Source organism: Streptomyces sp. NPDC127197 (assembly GCF_042672405.1).
Taxonomy (GTDB): domain Bacteria; phylum Actinomycetota; class Actinomycetes; order Streptomycetales; family Streptomycetaceae; genus Streptomyces; species Streptomyces flavusporus.
On the sequence record NZ_JBHXVG010000021.1, the window covers coordinates 118,165 to 134,848 of the forward strand.

Below are 16,684 nucleotides of genomic sequence, written 5' to 3' on the forward strand. Positions count from 1 at the left end.
CGCTTCCACCTCCTCGTGGAATCGATTACACCGAGGATTGGAATCGATTACACGCGGGTTGGCAAGAGCCCGAGACCGGATCGTGATGGTCGCGCTCGGATGAGCGCTCACAGGCCGCAGGGCCCGCCGGCCCTTGTCCCGGCGCCGTGTCGGACCCGCGCTGTACCTTCGGATCATGTCCAACCAGGCGGGGAACGGGGAGCGACGACTGGCCGTACTCGAAGGCGTGCTGGAGCGGATCACGTACGCCAACGAGGAGAACGGCTACACGGTCGCCCGCGTCGACACAGGCAGAGGCGGCGGCGACCTTCTGACGGTCGTCGGCGCGCTGCTCGGCGCCCAGGTCGGGGAGTCCCTGCGCATGGAGGGCCGCTGGGGCAGCCACCCCCAGTACGGCAAGCAGTTCACCGTCGAGAACTACACGACCGTCCTCCCGGCCACCGTCCAGGGCATCCGCCGCTACCTGGGCTCAGGACTGGTCAAGGGCATCGGACCCGTCTTCGCCGACCGCATCACCCAGCACTTCGGCCTGGACACCCTGAAGATCATCGAGGAGGAGCCCAAGCGGCTCATCGAGGTGCCCGGCCTCGGCCCCAAGCGGACCAAGAAGATCGCCGACGCCTGGGAGGAGCAGAAGGCGATCAAGGAGGTCATGCTCTTCCTCCAGACCGTCGAGGTGTCCACCTCCGTCGCCGTGCGCATCTACAAGAAATACGGCGACGCCTCCATCTCCGTCGTGAAGAACCAGCCCTACCGCCTCGCCGCCGACGTCTGGGGCATCGGCTTCCTGACCGCCGACAAGATCGCCCAGTCCGTCGGCATCCCGCACGACAGCCCGGAAAGGGTCAAGGCGGGCCTGCAGTACGCCCTTTCGCAGTCCGCCGACCAGGGGCACTGCTACCTCCCCGAGGAGCGCCTGATCGCCGACGCGGTCAAGCTCCTCCAGGTGGACACCGGCCTCGTCATCGAGTGCCTCGCCGAGCTGGCGGCGCCCCCCGACGACGGCGACGAGCCCGGTGTCGTACGGGAGAAGGTGCCGGGTCCGGACGGAGGGGAGCCCGTCACCGCCGTCTACCTCGTCCCCTTCCACCGCGCCGAACTCTCCCTCTCCGCCCAGCTGCTGCGCCTCCTGCGCACCGAGGACGACCGGATGCCGTGCTTCCGGGAGGTCGCCTGGGACAAGGCGCTGACCTGGCTGAAGGGCCGTACGGGCGCCGACCTCGCCCCCGAGCAGGAGGCCGCCGTCAAGCTGGCGTTGACGAAGAAGGTCGCCGTCCTCACCGGTGGCCCGGGCTGCGGCAAGTCGTTCACGGTGCGCTCGATCGTGGAGCTGGCCCGCGCCAAGAAGGCGAAGGTCGTCCTCGCCGCCCCCACCGGCCGGGCCGCCAAGCGCCTGGCAGAACTGACCGGCGCCGAGGCCTCCACCGTCCACCGCCTGCTGGAACTCAAGCCCGGCGGTGACGCGGCGTACGACAGGGACCGCCCCCTGGACGCCGACCTCGTGGTCGTGGACGAGGCCTCCATGCTCGACCTCCTCCTCGCCAACAAGCTCGTCAAGGCCGTACCGCCCGGCGCGCACCTCCTCTTCGTCGGCGACGTCGACCAGCTCCCCAGCGTCGGCGCGGGGGAGGTCCTCAGAGACCTCCTGGCCGACGGCAGTCCCGTCCCCGCCGTCCGCCTCACCCGCGTCTTCCGTCAGGCCCAGCAGTCGGGGGTGGTGACGAACGCCCACCGGATCAACGCGGGACAGCACCCCCTGACCGACGGCATGAAGGACTTCTTCCTCTTCGTCGAGGACGACACGGAGGAGGCCGGCCGGCTCACGGTGGATGTGGCAGCCCGTCGTATCCCGGCCAGATTCGGTCTGGACCCGCGCCGGGACGTGCAGGTCCTGGCGCCCATGCACCGGGGCCCGGCGGGCGCCGGCACCCTCAACGGGCTGCTCCAGCAGGCCATCACGCCGGCCCGCCCGGACCTGCCCGAGAAGCGGTTCGGCGGCCGGGTGTTCCGCGTCGGCGACAAGGTCACCCAGATTCGCAACAATTACGAGAAGGGGAACAACGGTGTCTTCAACGGCACCGTGGGCGTGGTCACCTCGCTCGACCCGGTCGACCAGCGCCTCACGGTGCTGACGGACGAGGACGAGGAGGTTCCGTACGAATTCGACGAACTGGACGAACTGGCACATGCCTACGCGGTGACCATCCACCGCTCGCAGGGAAGTGAGTACCCGGCGGTCGTCATCCCGGTGACCACGGGCGCCTGGATGATGCTGCAGCGCAACCTGCTCTACACGGCGGTCACCCGCGCCAAGAAGCTGGTCGTCCTGGTCGGTTCGCGCAAGGCGATCGGCCAGGCGGTGCGCACGGTGTCGGCGGGACGGCGTTGCACAGCCCTCGACTTCAGGCTCGCGGATCCCCTCCGCAAAAAATGATCGATCAAACGAGTCGCAAACGTCACACAGTACTTCCGGATAGGGAATCAAGGGGGCAGGATGAGCAGGTTGGCGGCACTGAGTGCCGCCAATAAGCCCAATGGTCGACCCCGAGTGCACTCTCCTGAGCCAAATGGGGGATGGTAGAGACAGTCAGGGCACCTCGAAGATGAGGCACTACGTCGGTGAGGGAAGACGTGAGCGACAACTCTGTAGTACTGCGGTACGACGGCAGCGAGTACACCTACCCGGTGATCGACAGCACCGTCGGGGACAAGGGCTTCGACATCGGCAAGCTCCGGGCCCAGACCGGTCTCGTGACCCTGGACAGCGGTTACGGGAACACGGCCGCCTATAAATCCGCCATCACCTACCTCGACGGCGAGCAGGGCATCCTCCGGTACCGCGGCTACCCGATCGAGCAGCTGGCCGAACGCTCCACCTTCCTGGAGGTGGCCTACCTGCTGATCAACGGTGAGCTGCCGACGGTCGACGAGCTCACCCGGTTCCGGGACGAGATCACGCGGCACACCCTGCTGCACGAGGACGTCAAGAACTTCTACAAGGGCTTCCCGCGCGACGCCCACCCGATGGCCATGCTGTCGTCGGTCGTCTCGGCGCTGTCCACCTTCTACCAGGACAGCCACAACCCGTTCGACGAGACGCAGCGCAACCTCTCCACGATCCGTCTGCTCGCCAAGCTCCCGACGATCGCGGCGTACGCGTACAAGAAGTCGATCGGCCACCCGTTCGTCTACCCGCGCAACGACCTCGGTTACGTCGAGAACTTCCTGCGTATGACCTTCTCGGTGCCGGCTCAGGAGTACGAGCTGGACCCGGTCGTCGTGGCCGCGCTCGACAAGCTGCTGATCCTGCACGCGGACCACGAGCAGAACTGTTCGACCTCGACCGTGCGCCTGGTCGGTTCCTCGCAGGCGAACATGTTCGCCTCGATCTCCGCGGGCATCTCCGCCCTGTGGGGCCCGCTGCACGGTGGCGCCAACCAGTCGGTGCTGGAGATGCTCGAGGGCATCCAGGCCTCCGGCGGCGATGTCGACTCCTTCATCCGCAAGGTGAAGAACAAGGAGGACGGCGTTCGCCTGATGGGCTTCGGCCACCGGGTCTACAAGAACTTCGACCCGCGCGCCAAGATCATCAAGGCTGCCGCGCACGATGTCCTGTCGGCCCTCGGCAAGTCCGACGAGCTGCTGGACATCGCGCTGAAGCTGGAGGAGCACGCGCTCTCCGACGACTACTTCACCGAGCGCAAGCTGTACCCGAACGTCGACTTCTACACCGGCCTGATCTACCGGGCCATGGGCTTCCCGACCGAGATGTTCACGGTCCTGTTCGCCCTCGGCCGGCTGCCGGGCTGGATCGCCCAGTGGCACGAGATGATCAAGGAGCCGGGTTCCCGCATCGGGCGCCCGCGCCAGATCTACACGGGCGTGGTCGAGCGCGACTTCGTTCCGGTCGAGGAGCGCTGAGCAGCTTCTAGTCGCCGGGCGAGCTGGCCGTTCACTGCAACTGGCCCGGCGAGTGAGCCGAAGGGGCGCGCCCCGGAGGCGAACCGAGCCTCAAAAAATACAGAAGGCGCCCTGGCGCCGGTCCCCCCACGGGCCGACGACCAGGGCGCCTTCCCATGTCCCGGTGCGGATTCCCCCCACGGGATCCGGCCGGGCGCCTGTGAGACCAGCGCCTGAATCGCTGTGAGCACAATGAGCAAAACTCTTTGTGCTCGGGTGGTGCGAACTGTACGGCTGCTGCGGTCTGCCGGGACAGCGCACTCTGGGAGGGCCGCTCAAAGCTCCCCGGTGTACGTGCCCCGGCAACGCATCTCTGAGGAAGTCCCCCAAGACATCCCCAGATGCCAGGTGGCGCCCCCCAAGACGCCCTCTGACATCGCCAACTTAGACCTTCGAACCCCTTCGATGGTTACGTTCACATCACTGTGATCTGCGTCTCTTGCATATGTCCCATTAGATACGCAAGAGGCCCCGTATGGCGAACGGGTCTCAAGCGTAAGGAAGATGCGCGAGCCTTGTGAAGAGCTTATGTGAGGCTCGTCTCGGACTCCAGGGGGCCCTGCTTCGGTTTCGTTCCTCCGGCTTCAGCGGAACGTACGCAGCCGGAGGCTGTTCGTCACCACGAAGACCGACGAGAAGGCCATCGTCGCCCCGGCGATCATCGGGTTGAGCAGCCCGGCCGCGGCCAGCGGCAGCGCGGCCACGTTGTAGCCGAAGGCCCAGACGAGGTTGCCCTTGATCGTGGCCAGGGTCCGGCGGGACAGCCGGATCGCGTCCGCCGCGACCCGCAGATCCCCGCGCACCAGGGTCAGGTCGCCCGCCTCGATCGCCGCATCGGTGCCGGTGCCCATCGCGAGCCCGAGGTCGGCGGTGGCGAGCGCGGCCGCGTCGTTGACGCCGTCGCCGACCATGGCGACGGTGCGCCCCTCGGCCTGCAGCCGCCTGACCACGTCCACCTTGTCCTCGGGCAGCACCTCGGCGATCACCTCGTCGACCCCGACGGTGTCCGCCACCGTCTCCGCGACGGCCCGGTTGTCCCCGGTCAGCAGCACGGGCGTGAGCCCCAGCGCGCGCAGCTCCCGCACCGCCTCGGCGCTGGTCCCCTTCACGGCGTCCGCGACGGCGAGCACCCCGCGCGCCACCCCGTCCCAGCCGACGACGACGGCCGTACGGCCGCTTCTCTCGGCCTCATCCTTGGCGCGGGCCAACTCCTGCGGAAGCTCGCTGAACAGGCGCCCCACGGCCACCTCGTGGCCGGCCACCCGTCCGCGTACGCCCCGCCCGGGCACGTTCTCGAACCGCTCCACCCCCGGCAGCGCCCCGACCCGCTCCTCGGCACCCGCGGCCACCGCCCGGGCGACGGGATGCTCGGAGGCGTGCTCCAGGGCGCCCGCGAGCCGCAGCACCTGCTGCTCGTCGGCGCCCTCGGCGACGTACACCTCCTGGAGGGTCATGCGACCGGTGGTCACGGTGCCGGTCTTGTCCAGGACGACGGTGTCGACGCGGCGCGTGGACTCCAGCACCTCGGGGCCCTTGATGAGGATGCCGAGCTGCGCCCCGCGCCCGGTGCCCACCATGAGCGCGGTCGGGGTGGCCAGGCCCAGCGCGCACGGGCAGGCGATGATCAGCACCGTGACGGCCGCGGTGAAGGCGGCGACGGCGTCGCCGGTCGCGCCGAGCCACGCCCCGAAGGTGGCCGTGGCGATCACCAGGACGACGGGTACGAACACGCCGGAGATCCGGTCGGCGAGCCGCTGTACCTCCGCCTTGCCGGTCTGCGCCTCCTCGACGAGCCGCGCCATCCGCGCGAGCTGGGTGTCGGCGCCGACCCGGGTGGCCTCGACGACGATGCGGCCCCCGGCGTTCACGGTCGCGCCGGTCACCGCGTCCCCGGCGGTCACGTCCACCGGCACGGACTCGCCGGTCAGCATCGACGCGTCGACGGCGGAGGCGCCCTCGACGACGGTTCCGTCGGTGGCGATCTTCTCTCCGGGGCGTACGACGAACCGGTCGCCGACGGCCAGGTCGGTGACGGGAATGCGGATCTCGCGCCCGTGGCGGAGCACCGCCACGTCCTTCGCGCCGAGCTCCATCAGCGCCCGCAGGGCGGCGCCGGCGCGGCGCTTGGAGCGGACCTCCAGATAGCGGCCGAGGAGGATGAACGCGGTGACTCCGGCGGCGACTTCGAGGTAGATCGTCGAGGCGCCGTCGGTGCGCGAGACGGTGAGGTCGAAGCCGTGCCGCATGCCCGGCATGCCCGCGTCGCCGAAGAACAGCGCCCACAGCGACCAGCCGAACGCGGCCAGCGTGCCGATCGACACCAGCGTGTCCATGGTGGCCGCGGCATGCCGGGCGTTCGTCCACGCGGCCCGGTGGAACGGCGCACCGCCCCAGACCACGACGGGGGCGGCGAGGGTGAGGGACAGCCACTGCCAGTTGTCGAACTGCAGGGACGGGACCATCGCGAGAAGGACGACGGGCAGGGCGAGCAGCGCGGAGACGATCAGACGGTGCCGCAGGGCCGCCAGTTCGGGATCCGCGTCACGGGCTGGCGGGGCCTCCTGCTCGCGTACGGGCTGCGGGGGCGGGGGCTCCTCGGCGGTGTAACCCGTCTGCACCACGGTGGCTATCAGATCGGCGACCTCGGTTCCGGCGGGGTAGCTGATCCGCGCCTTCTCCGTCGCGTAGTTCACCGTGGCGGTGACGCCGTCCATCCGGTTGAGTTTCTTCTCCACGCGGGCCGCGCAGGAGGCGCAGGTCATCCCCCCGATGAGCAGCTCCACCTGGGAGACGTCCGGGGCGGGGGTGGATATGGCGGGCTGGGCGGGGATCTCTGCGGTGCTGGTCATGTGCGGACTCCAGACGACGTCCAGACGGCGGACCGGACCGTATGGGCCGGGGTCGGGTGCGGAGTGCGACCGCCGGCCGGTACGGCCCGGTGCCGGGAAAGTGGGTTTCAGGCGCGCCCGGCCAGCTCGAAGCCGGCCTCGTCGACGGCGGCGCGCACGGCTTCCTCGTCCAGCGGTGACTCGGAGACGACGGTGACCTCGCCGGTGGCGGCGACGGCCTGCACCGAGCTGACGCCGGGGATCTCGGAGATCTCGCCGGAGACGGCGCCCTCACAGTGTCCGCAGCTCATCCCGCTCACCTTGTAGACGGCGGTGACGGAACCCGGGGTGTCGGTCTGGGCGGTCATGTCGTTACTCCTCGTCGAGGCGTATGGGGTTGACGGGGCCCACGAGGGTGCCCGTATACCTCACACTATACCCCTAGGGGGTATGAATCCAAGGCTGGGTGGTGATCGTGGGGTGGCGGGGCGCGATCGATCAGGAGAGGAACGGCAGATGCGGGCTGTGGTGTTCGAGCGTTTTGGGGAGCCGGCCGAGGTGCGGGAGGTGGCCGACCCGCAGCCCGCCGAGCACGGTGTCGTGGTGCGGGTCGAGGCCACCGGGCTGTGCCGCAGCGACTGGCACGGCTGGCAGGGTCACGATCCGGACATCACGCTGCCGCACGTCCCCGGTCATGAACTCGCCGGTGTCGTCGAGGCCGTCGGCGCCCGGGTGACCGGCTGGCGGCCCGGCGACCGGGTCACCGTGCCGTTCGTGTGTGCCTGCGGCACCTGCCCGTCCTGTGCGGCCGGCGATCAGCAGGTGTGCGAGCGGCAGACGCAGCCCGGGTTCACGCACTGGGGATCGTTCGCCCAGTACGTGGCGCTGGACCACGCCGACGTGAACCTCGTCGCTGTCCCCGACGGCATGGCCTTCGCGACGGCCGCCTCGCTCGGCTGCCGCTTCGCCACGGCGTTCCGCGCGGTCGTGCAGCAGGGTCGGGTGGCGGCGGGGGAGTGGGTGGCGGTGCACGGCTGCGGGGGAGTGGGCCTGTCGGCGGTGATGATCGCGGCGGCGTCCGGCGCGCGGGTCATCGCCGTGGACGTGTCGCCGCAGGCCCTGGACCTGGCACGGAGGTTCGGGGCGACGGAGTGCGTCGACGCGCGCCGGACGCAGGACACGGCGGAGGCGATCCGTGACCTGACGGGCGGCGGCGCCCATCTCTCGCTGGACGCCCTCGGCTCCCCCGCCACCTGCGCCGCCTCCGTCGACGGCCTGCGCCGCCGTGGCCGCCACATCCAGGTCGGCCTGCTCCCCTCACCCACGGGCGCGACTCCCGTCCCCATGGCTCGCGTCATCGCCCTGGAGCTCGAACTCCTCGGCAGCCACGGCATGGCCGCCCACACCTATCCGCCGATGCTGGAACTGGTGGGCGCGGGAGCCCTCCGCCCCGACCTCCTCGTGACCTCCACCATCCCTCTGGACGCGACCCCGCAGGCGCTGGCGGCTCTGGGTACCGCACCCGGCGCGGGCGTGACGGTCATCGAACCGTGGAGCTGACCTCGAAGGGCTCGCGCGGTCACTCCGTTCTGCGGCCTCGGTTGCCCGGCCGGGAGGCGACCCAGGCGCGGACGGTGTCCGCGTACCAGTAGGGCTTGCCGCCCTCGATGTGGTCGGGCGGAGGCAGTAGTCCGTGCTTGCGGTACGACCGCACGGTGTCCGGCTGCACCCGGATGTGCGCCGCGATCTCCTTGTACGACCAGAGCCTTCGGTCGGTCATGAGCTGTACCTCCCTGCGCTGCCGCGGCGCCGGCCGGGAACGGCCGTCGGGGGAGCCGGGCAGTGCACTGGCGATCACCAAGCCTGTGTCCGGTCAACGACGCAGAGTGAGCGCGGGGAAGCGCCTGTGGGCCGGGTGTGACCCAGGGCCCGCGTACCCGCGACATGTGTGACAAGGGAGTGGCTTTTGTGACACAGGTGCAGCAGAGGCGTATACGAGATCTGCCCACTGGTCCGAATGTCTGGACAAACTATTGACAGGCTCCCGTGCGGAGACTAGAAACCGGAGAGAACCGCCGACGACGGCGCGACGGGAACGCGAAGGGATCTCGATGGCGTACGACCTGATCACCATGGGGCGGATCGGCGTGGACCTCTATCCGCTCCAGACCGGTGTCCCGCTCCCGCAGGTGTCGTCCTTCGGCAAGTTCCTCGGCGGATCGGCGACCAACGTCGCGGTCGCCGCCGCCCGCCTCGGCCGCCGTACGGCGGTGATCACCCGCACCGGCGACGACCCCTTCGGCACCTACCTGCACGAAGCACTGCGCGACTTCGGCGTCGACGACCGCTGGGTCACCCCTGTACCCGGACTGCCCACGCCGGTCACCTTCTGCGAGGTGTTCCCGCCGGACGACTTCCCGCTGTACTTCTACCGGCAGCCCAAGGCCCCCGACCTGGAGATCGACGCCCATGACCTCGATCTCGACGCCATCCGCGAGGCGGGCATCTTCTGGGTCACCGGTACCGGGCTGAGCGAGGAGCCCAGCCGTACGGCGACCCTCGCGGCCCTCGCCCACCGGGCGAAGGCGGGCACGACGGTCTTCGACCTCGACTGGCGTCCGATGTTCTGGACCGACCCCGAAGCGGCCCGCCCCTTCTACGCCGAAGCCCTGCGCCACACCACCGTCGCGGTCGGCAACCTCGACGAGGTGGAGGTCGCCACCGGCATCCGCGAACCGCACGCCGCCGCCCGCGCCCTCCTCGACGCCGGTGTCGAGCTCGCGGTCGTGAAGCAGGGGCCCAAGGGAGTCCTCGCCGTGCATCAGAGCGGCGAGTCCGCCGAGGTCCCCCCGCTCCCGGTCACCGTCCTCAACGGCCTCGGCGCCGGCGACGCCTTCGGCGGCTCCCTCTGCCACGGCCTCCTCGCCGACTGGGAACTGGAGAAGATCATGCGCCACGCCAACGCAGCCGGCGCCATCGTCGCCTCCCGGCTGGAGTGCTCCTCCGCGATGCCGACCCCGGACGAGGTGGCAGCGGCCCTCGCGGCAGGAGCCGTAGGCACCACGGGGGCCGGACAGTGAGCGTCGACGTCGCGGATCTCGTCCGCACCCGCACCCACCACCCCGAGGCGATCGCCGAGGCCGCCGCCCGCCGCGTCCGACGCCCGCTGCTCGGCGAGAGCGGCCGGCTGATGATCGTCGCCGCCGACCACCCCGCCCGCGGCGCCCTCGGGGTCGGCGACCGCAAACTGGCCATGGCCAACCGCGCCGACCTCCTCGAACGTCTCTGCCTCGCGCTCGGCAGACCCGGCGTCGACGGCGTCCTCGCCACCGCCGACATACTCGACGACCTGCTGCTGCTCGGCGCCCTCGACCACAAGGTCGTCATGGGCTCGATGAACCGCGGCGGACTCCAGGGTGCCCGCTTCGAACTCGACGACCGCTTCACCGGCCACCGCCCCGAGGATCTGCAGCGCCTCGGCTTCGACGCCGGCAAGCTGCTGCTGCGGATCGACTACGACGACCCGGGCTCCCTGAACACCCTGGAGTCCACCGCCCGCGCCATCGACGAGATGGCGGCCCGCAGACTCCCCGTCTTCGTCGAGCCGTTCATCTCCCGCCGGGACGCCGACGGGCGGCTGCGCAACGACCTGTCCGCCGACGCCGTCACCCGGTCCATCGCCATCGCCTCCGGTCTCGGCGGCAGTTCGGCGTACACCTGGCTGAAGGTGCCGGTCACCGACAACCCCGACGACATGGCCCAGGTCATGGAGACGACGACGCTGCCCGCCGTGCTCCTCGGCGGCGAGGTCGGGGACGACCAGGACGGCGCGTACGAGAAGTGGCGCGGCGCGCTGCAACTGCCCACCGTGCGGGGCCTGGTGGTCGGCCGTTCGCTGCTGTACCCGGCGGACGGCGATGTGACCGCCGCCGTGGACACCGCCGTAGGACTGCTGTGAGGGCCGCATGAGCAACGAGTTGTACGTCCCGAAGGGCACCACCGCCGACGCGTACTACACGCTCGACATCGACCCGAAGTTGGCCGGCTGGACGCACAGCAGCCTGCGGATCGTCGAGTTGGAGCCGGGTGGCACCCATACCTTCACCACCGGGGACAGCGAGTGGATCGTGCTGCCCCTGCAAGGCGGTTGTACGGTGCAGGTCATGGACGAGGTGTTCCGCCTCCTGGGGCGGGACAGCGTGTTCGCCTCGGTCACCGACTTCGCCTACGTGCCTCGCGACGCCCAGGCACAGATCTCCTCCGGCGCGGGAGGCCGCTTCGCCCTGGCAGGAGCGAAGTGCGAGCGACGACTCCCCGCCCGCTACGGCCCCGCGCCGGAGGTCCCCGTCGAGCAGCGCGGCAGCGGCACCTGCACGCGCCACGTCCGCAACTTCGCCTCGGCCGACGCCTTCGAGTGCGACAAGCTCATCGCCGTCGAGGTGGTCACGCCCGGCGGCAACTGGTCCTCGTACCCGCCGCACAAGCACGACGAGCACCGGCCGGGCGAGGAGTCGCAACTGGAGGAGATCTACTACTTCGAGATCGACGGCCCGGACGGTTTCGGCTATCAGCGCGTGTTCCCCTCGCGCGACGGCGGATCCGACGTCCTCGCCGAGGTCCGCTCCGGTGACGCCGTCCTCGTCCCCGACGGCTGGCACGGCCCGTCCATCGCCCAGCCCGGCCACGACATGTACTACCTGAACGTCATGGCGGGACCGGGTGAGACCCGGGAGTGGCGGATCTGCTTCCACCCCGACCACGTCGAAAGCACAGGGGGTTACCGATGACCACCAGGCTCACGGTCGCACAGGCGCTCGTACGCTTCCTCGCCGCCCAGTACACGGAGCGGGACGGCGTACGGCAGCGGCTCATCGGCGCCACCTGGGGCATCTTCGGCCACGGCAACGTCGCCGGGATCGGCCAGGCGCTCGTCGAGTACGCGGACGTCATGCCGTACCACCAGGGCCGCAACGAACAGGCGATGGTGCACGCGGCGGTCGGCTACGCCCGCCAGTCGGGCCGCCTGTCCACGCACGCGGTGACGACGTCGATCGGCCCGGGCGCCACCAACCTGGTCACCGGCGCCGCCCTCGCGACCATCAACCACCTCCCGGTCCTGCTCCTCCCTGGCGACATCTTCGCCACCCGCCCCGCCGACCCGGTCCTCCAGCAGCTCGAAGTGCCGTACGCGGGCGACGTGTCGGTCAACGACTCCCTGCGCCCGGTGTCGAAGTACTTCGACCGGATCACCCGGCCGGAAGCCCTGATCCCGGCGGCGCTGCAGGCCATGCGCGTGCTCACCGACCCGGTCGAGACGGGAGCGGTCACGCTCGCGCTGCCCCAGGACGTGCAGGCCGAGGCGTACGACTGGCCGGAGGACTTCTTCGCCGAGCGCACCTGGGTCGTACGCCGTCCGGGCGCCGATCCGACCGAACTCGCCGAGGCCGTACGGACCATCAGGCAGGCCCGACGACCGCTGCTGATCGCCGGCGGCGGCGTCCACCACAGCCGTGCCGAGGGCGCCCTCGCCGAGTTCGCCGAGACCACCGGCATCCCCGTCGCCTCCACCCAGGCCGGCAAGGGCTCCCTGCCCTACGACCACCCCCAGGACGTCGGCGGCATCGGCCACACCGGCACGGCCACCGCCGACGAACTGGCCCGCACGGCCGACCTGGTGATCGGCGTCGGCACGCGGTACACCGACTTCACCACCGCCTCCGGCACACTCTTCACGGGCCCGGACGTCCGCTTCCTCAACCTCAACATCGCCGCGTACGACGGCCACAAGCTCGCCGGGATGCCCCTGATCGCGGACGCCCGTACCGGCCTGGAGGAGCTGACCGAGAGGCTGGAGATGCACGACCACCGGGTCGCGCCGTCGTACGTCACCGAGTACACCGAGGACAAGGAGCGCTGGGAGCAGCGCGTCGACGCCTGTTACGAGGCGGACGAGCCGGACGTACGGCCGACGCAGCCGCAGGTGCTCGGCGCGCTGGACGCGATCGTCGACGAGTCGGACGTGATCATCAACGCAGCCGGTTCGCTCCCCGGCGACCTGCACAAGCTGTGGCGGGCGCGGTCGTACGACCAGTACCACCTGGAGTACGGCTACTCCTGCATGGGCTACGAGATCCCGGCCGCGATCGGCGTGAAGCTCGCCGCCCCGGACCGGCCGGTGTGGGCGCTGGTCGGCGACGGTACCTACCTGATGATGCCGACGGAGATCGTGACCGCCGTGCAGGAGGGCATCGCGATCAAGGTACTGCTGGTGCAGAACCACGGGTACGCGTCGATCGGAGGCCTGTCGGAGGAAACGGGCGGCGAGCGCTTCGGCACCGCCTACCGCTACCGCAACGACGACGGGGCCTTCGCCGGCGCCCCGCTCCCCGTCGACCTGGCCGCCAACGCGGCCAGCCTGGGCATGCGGGTGCTGCGGGCGAAGACCGTACGCGACCTGCGGGCGGCGCTCGCCGAGGCGCGGGCCGCCGACACTCCCACATGTGTCTACGTGGAGACCGAAACGGCAGACACAGTGTCGGGCGCGCCTCCGGCGCAGGCCTGGTGGGATGTACCCGTGGCCGAGACCGCGACCCGAGCGTCCGCGGTCAAGGCCCGTGAGCTGTACGAACGGCACGTCTCGACCCGACGCCGCCATCTGTGAAGGAGCAACTGGGCATGACGAAGATCGTCAACCACTGGATCGGCGGCAAGTCCGTCGAAGGCGCGTCGGGCACGTACGGTCCCGTCACGGACCCGGCGACCGGCGCGGTCACCACGAAGGTCGCGTTCGCATCCGTCGACGAGGTGGACGCGGCGGTCGCGGCGGCGAAGGAGGCCTTCGTGACCTGGGGCCAGTCCTCGCTGGCCCAGCGCACGTCCGTCCTGTTCAGGTTCCGGGCGCTGCTGGACGAGCACCGTGACGAGATCGCCGAGCTGATCACCGCCGAGCACGGCAAGGTGCACTCCGACGCCCTCGGTGAGGTGGCGCGCGGCCTGGAGATCGTCGACCTGGCCTGCGGTATCAACGTGCAGCTGAAGGGCGAGCTGTCCACGCAGGTGGCGAACCGGGTCGACGTGGCCGCGATCCGGCAGCCGCTGGGTGTGGTCGCCGGCATCACGCCGTTCAACTTCCCGGCGATGGTGCCGATGTGGATGTTCCCGCTGGCCATCGCGTGCGGCAACACGTTCGTGCTGAAGCCGAGCGAGAAGGACCCGTCGGCGTCGATCCGCCTCGCCGAGCTGCTGGCCGAGGCCGGGCTGCCGGACGGCGTCTTCAACGTCGTGCACGGCGACAAGGTGGCCGTCGACCGCCTCCTGGAGCACCCGGACGTCAAGGCGGTGTCCTTCGTCGGCTCCACCCCGATCGCCCGCTACATCCACACCACCGCCTCCGCGGGCGGCAAGCGCGTCCAGGCCCTCGGCGGTGCCAAGAACCACATGCTGGTCCTGCCGGACGCCGACCTCGACGCGGCGGCGGACGCGGCCGTGTCCGCGGCCTACGGCTCGGCGGGCGAGCGCTGCATGGCGATCTCCGCGGTCGTCGCGGTCGGCGCGATCGGTGACACGCTGGTGGAGAAGATCCGGGAGCGCGCCGAGAAGATCAAGATCGGCCCGGGCAACGACCCGGCCTCCGAGATGGGCCCGCTGATCACCGCGGCCCACCGCGACAAGGTGGCGTCGTACGTCGAGGGCGCGGCGGCGGAGGGCGCCGAGGTCGTCCTGGACGGCACCGGTTACACGGTCGACGGCTTCGAGGACGGCCACTGGATCGGCATCTCGCTGCTCGACAAGGTGCCGACCAGCGCGAAGGCCTACCAGGACGAGATCTTCGGCCCGGTGCTGTGCGTGCTGCGCGTGGACACGTACGAGGACGGCGTGGCGCTCATCAACAACTCGCCGTTCGGCAACGGCACCGCGATCTTCACCCGGGACGGCGGCGCCGCCCGCCGCTTCCAGCTGGAGATCGAGGCCGGCATGGTCGGCGTGAACGTCCCGATCCCGGTCCCCGTCGGCTACCACTCCTTCGGCGGCTGGAAGGACTCCCTCTTCGGCGACCACCACATCTACGGCAACGACGGCACGCACTTCTATACGCGTGGCAAGGTCGTCACCACCCGCTGGCCGGACCCGGCGGACGCCCCGGCGGGCGTCGACCTGGGCTTCCCGCGCAACCACTGAGGAAGCAGCGGCCACCTTAAGGCCGTACGGCCGCCGAGCGGGGGATCAGCCCTGCTGCTCGGCGGCCCTCTTCACCTGTCGGCGAGGTGACCGGCGCCTGCGGCCGACGGTGCCGAACCGCGGGCCACCAGGACGATGAGGTCGCGCAACTGCTCGGCGTACAGCCGCATGTTCTTGTACGCGATGTCGGTGTCCGGGTAGCGGCACGTGAACCACAGGCCCTCGTGGAGCCTGTTGAACCACACGCACACCTGGTCGCCGTACGACACCCGGATCAGTGCGTACGCCGCCAGCTCGGACCAGCGCCCGGAACCGGGGATGCCCCGGGCGTCGACGAACGAGACGATCGAGTACAGGTCGGGCGACGTCGGGCGGAAGTCAGAGCCGAGCAGGCGGAGCACCCGGGCGATGGGCATCCGGGCCAGCGGCCTGCTGGTCTGCAGCTGGCTGCGCACGGTCTTCAGGAGGGTGGCGAAGTCGGCGGCCGGCACCAGGGGAACCTCGATCGGCGCGCCGCCGACATACCAGCCGACCGAGTCCGACCACTGGGACTTCACCCTGGTGTGGAACGGCACGACCGTGCGATACACGGACTGCCCGCCGATCTCCCGGACGATGATGCTCGTGGCCGCCAGAACGCCGACCAGGCTTCCGCCATAGGGCCGGCAGTACGCCTCGAAGGCGGCGGCGTCGTCCGGGCTCACGAGCATCTCGGACATGAGCTTCTGGGCGGGCAGCCGGCCGCCGGGAACCACACCGAGATCGACGGGGAAGCTCGGCAGCCTGCCGCCGCATCGGTGGATGAACTCCCGCCAGCGAGCGACGATCTCATGGGTCCCGTCGATCCGGTCCGCGTCCGCCCGCTCGATCTCGCAGAAGTCGATGTAACTGCCGGCCGGCGTCTGCTCCACGGCACGGCCCGCGACGTTCGCCGCATACAGCTCATGGACCTCGGCGGGGATGCGCTGGATCGAGTAGGAGTCGACGTTGCTGTGGTCGAAGGCCATGTACACGCTGGTGCAGTCGTCCCGGACGACCGCCGTGTAGATGAGGTTCGGCCAGCCGAGCGCGTCCGCCGCGACGTCGAAGCGGTCCTGCAGGTGCCGGACCAGGTCCGCCGGTTCGGAGAAGTCGCCGACGACCTCGCGATGCAGCGACACCGCCCCGGTGCTGAGCGTGAACCGGCGCATCTCGCCGTCGCGCAGACGGAAGCCGCTGCGCAGCGTCTCGTGGCGGAGGGTCCAGCTGCGCAGTGCGTCCTCCAGCGCGTCCAGGTCGATCCTGCCCGGGATGTCGAACGCCGTGCCGAGCCAGGTCGGCACGAACAGGCCGTCCTCACGCACGGACCGGGCGGTGCGGATGTGCGACTCCTGGATGTACGCCGGTGGCCGGGAGTCGTCCGGCAGGTCCGCCGCCGCCTGAACGGTCGCCGGACTGAGCGTCCACTCGACGAGCCGTCCGGGCCGGACCTCGCACCGCTGGATGTCTGTGATGCGCACAGGGCGTCTCCGTTCGCAGAGGGGCAGATCTTCAAGGATCAGATGCGGATACGCCAGAAACGTGCTGCTTTGCGGCTTTTCATGCGGCTTTTCAGCGGAACGGATGGTGTCTCGAACGCCAGTGCCCGGCCCGGTGGGCGGTGGGGCGGGCGTACCACGGCCGCAGTACGTGGGAGAGGGCGCGTACCTCCGTGGGAGGGGTGGGGGTTCGGTCTCCGG

At 70.2% G+C, this 16,684-nt stretch carries 12 protein-coding genes; 8 read left to right on the top strand and 4 right to left on the bottom strand.

Going from position 1 to position 16,684, the window contains the following annotated elements; all coding sequences use genetic code 11:
* The first annotated feature begins 175 nt into the window (after positions 1-175).
* Both ACFVJQ_RS28790 and ACFVJQ_RS28795 read left to right on the top strand, forming a co-directional pair.
* Positions 176-2,434, top strand: a complete 2,259-nt coding sequence (locus ACFVJQ_RS28790) for an ATP-dependent RecD-like DNA helicase (RefSeq protein WP_385788257.1) — start codon at positions 176-178, stop codon at positions 2,432-2,434.
* 197 nt (positions 2,435-2,631) lie between these two features.
* Positions 2,632-3,921 carry a citrate synthase gene (locus tag ACFVJQ_RS28795; protein WP_224736656.1) on the top strand — a complete coding sequence of 430 codons (1,290 nt, stop codon included), beginning with the start codon at positions 2,632-2,634 and terminating at the stop codon, positions 3,919-3,921.
* A gap of 623 nt (positions 3,922-4,544) precedes the next feature.
* Here ACFVJQ_RS28795 and ACFVJQ_RS28800 read toward each other — a convergent pair.
* Both ACFVJQ_RS28800 and ACFVJQ_RS28805 read right to left on the bottom strand, forming a co-directional pair.
* A complete protein-coding gene (locus ACFVJQ_RS28800; protein WP_385788260.1) occupies positions 4,545-6,809 on the bottom strand; it encodes a heavy metal translocating P-type ATPase in 2,265 nt (754 codons plus the stop codon).
* Positions 6,810-6,916: 107 nt separating this feature from the next.
* Positions 6,917-7,156, bottom strand: a complete 240-nt coding sequence (locus ACFVJQ_RS28805; protein ID WP_129802521.1) for a heavy-metal-associated domain-containing protein — start codon at positions 7,154-7,156, stop codon at positions 6,917-6,919.
* Positions 7,157-7,304: 148 nt separating this feature from the next.
* Here ACFVJQ_RS28805 and ACFVJQ_RS28810 point away from each other — a divergent pair, with 148 nt between their 5' ends.
* The gene (locus ACFVJQ_RS28810; protein WP_385788264.1) at positions 7,305-8,348 is read left to right on the top strand and encodes a zinc-dependent alcohol dehydrogenase family protein; all 1,044 of its coding nucleotides are present in this window, start codon (positions 7,305-7,307) and stop codon (positions 8,346-8,348) included.
* A gap of 19 nt (positions 8,349-8,367) precedes the next feature.
* On the opposite strand, the gene ACFVJQ_RS28815 is transcribed toward ACFVJQ_RS28810, so the two are convergent.
* Positions 8,368-8,568, bottom strand: coding sequence for a helix-turn-helix transcriptional regulator (locus ACFVJQ_RS28815; protein ID WP_385788267.1), 201 nt, complete (start codon positions 8,566-8,568; stop codon positions 8,368-8,370).
* A gap of 331 nt (positions 8,569-8,899) precedes the next feature.
* Between ACFVJQ_RS28815 and iolC the strand changes: the two genes are divergently transcribed.
* From iolC to mmsA, 5 genes are read left to right on the top strand one after another with little or no spacing between them, the layout of a single operon-like run.
* Complete coding sequence (gene iolC, locus ACFVJQ_RS28820; protein WP_385788270.1) at positions 8,900-9,868, top strand: 5-dehydro-2-deoxygluconokinase; 969 nt, start codon at positions 8,900-8,902, stop codon at positions 9,866-9,868.
* Positions 9,865-10,746: a deoxyribose-phosphate aldolase gene (locus ACFVJQ_RS28825; protein WP_385510243.1), complete on the top strand. Its 882-nt coding sequence runs from the start codon at positions 9,865-9,867 to the stop codon at positions 10,744-10,746. The genes iolC and ACFVJQ_RS28825 overlap by 4 nt, the downstream gene beginning before the upstream one ends.
* 7 nt (positions 10,747-10,753) lie before the next feature.
* Positions 10,754-11,575, top strand: a complete 822-nt coding sequence (gene iolB, locus ACFVJQ_RS28830; RefSeq protein WP_385510244.1) for a 5-deoxy-glucuronate isomerase — start codon at positions 10,754-10,756, stop codon at positions 11,573-11,575.
* Positions 11,572-13,449, top strand: a complete 1,878-nt coding sequence (gene iolD / locus ACFVJQ_RS28835; RefSeq protein WP_385788273.1) for a 3D-(3,5/4)-trihydroxycyclohexane-1,2-dione acylhydrolase (decyclizing) — start codon at positions 11,572-11,574, stop codon at positions 13,447-13,449. The genes iolB and iolD overlap by 4 nt, the downstream gene beginning before the upstream one ends.
* A 14-nt stretch (positions 13,450-13,463) precedes the next feature.
* Complete coding sequence (gene mmsA, locus ACFVJQ_RS28840; protein WP_385788276.1) at positions 13,464-14,966, top strand: CoA-acylating methylmalonate-semialdehyde dehydrogenase; 1,503 nt, start codon at positions 13,464-13,466, stop codon at positions 14,964-14,966.
* A 71-nt stretch (positions 14,967-15,037) separates the two neighbouring features.
* Here the strand turns inward: mmsA and ACFVJQ_RS28845 are convergent, their stop codons facing one another.
* The gene (locus ACFVJQ_RS28845) at positions 15,038-16,465 is read right to left on the bottom strand and encodes a condensation domain-containing protein (RefSeq protein ID WP_385788279.1); all 1,428 of its coding nucleotides are present in this window, start codon (positions 16,463-16,465) and stop codon (positions 15,038-15,040) included.
* Positions 16,466-16,684: the final 219 nt, after the last annotated feature.

Bases quoted from the DNA above. Each gene is read 5' to 3' on its own strand.
- ACFVJQ_RS28790 (WP_385788257.1), top strand. From the start codon at position 176: ATGTCCAACCAGGCGGGGAACGGGGAGCGACGACTGGCCGTACTCGAA.
- ACFVJQ_RS28800 (WP_385788260.1), bottom strand. From the start codon at position 6,809: ATGACCAGCACCGCAGAGATCCCCGCCCAGCCCGCCATATCCACCCCC.
- ACFVJQ_RS28805 (WP_129802521.1), bottom strand. From the start codon at position 7,156: ATGACCGCCCAGACCGACACCCCGGGTTCCGTCACCGCCGTCTACAAG.
- ACFVJQ_RS28810 (WP_385788264.1), top strand. From the start codon at position 7,305: ATGCGGGCTGTGGTGTTCGAGCGTTTTGGGGAGCCGGCCGAGGTGCGG.
- ACFVJQ_RS28815 (WP_385788267.1), bottom strand. From the start codon at position 8,568: ATGACCGACCGAAGGCTCTGGTCGTACAAGGAGATCGCGGCGCACATC.
- iolC (WP_385788270.1), top strand. From the start codon at position 8,900: ATGGCGTACGACCTGATCACCATGGGGCGGATCGGCGTGGACCTCTAT.
- iolB (WP_385510244.1), top strand. From the start codon at position 10,754: ATGAGCAACGAGTTGTACGTCCCGAAGGGCACCACCGCCGACGCGTAC.
- iolD (WP_385788273.1), top strand. From the start codon at position 11,572: ATGACCACCAGGCTCACGGTCGCACAGGCGCTCGTACGCTTCCTCGCC.
- mmsA (WP_385788276.1), top strand. From the start codon at position 13,464: ATGACGAAGATCGTCAACCACTGGATCGGCGGCAAGTCCGTCGAAGGC.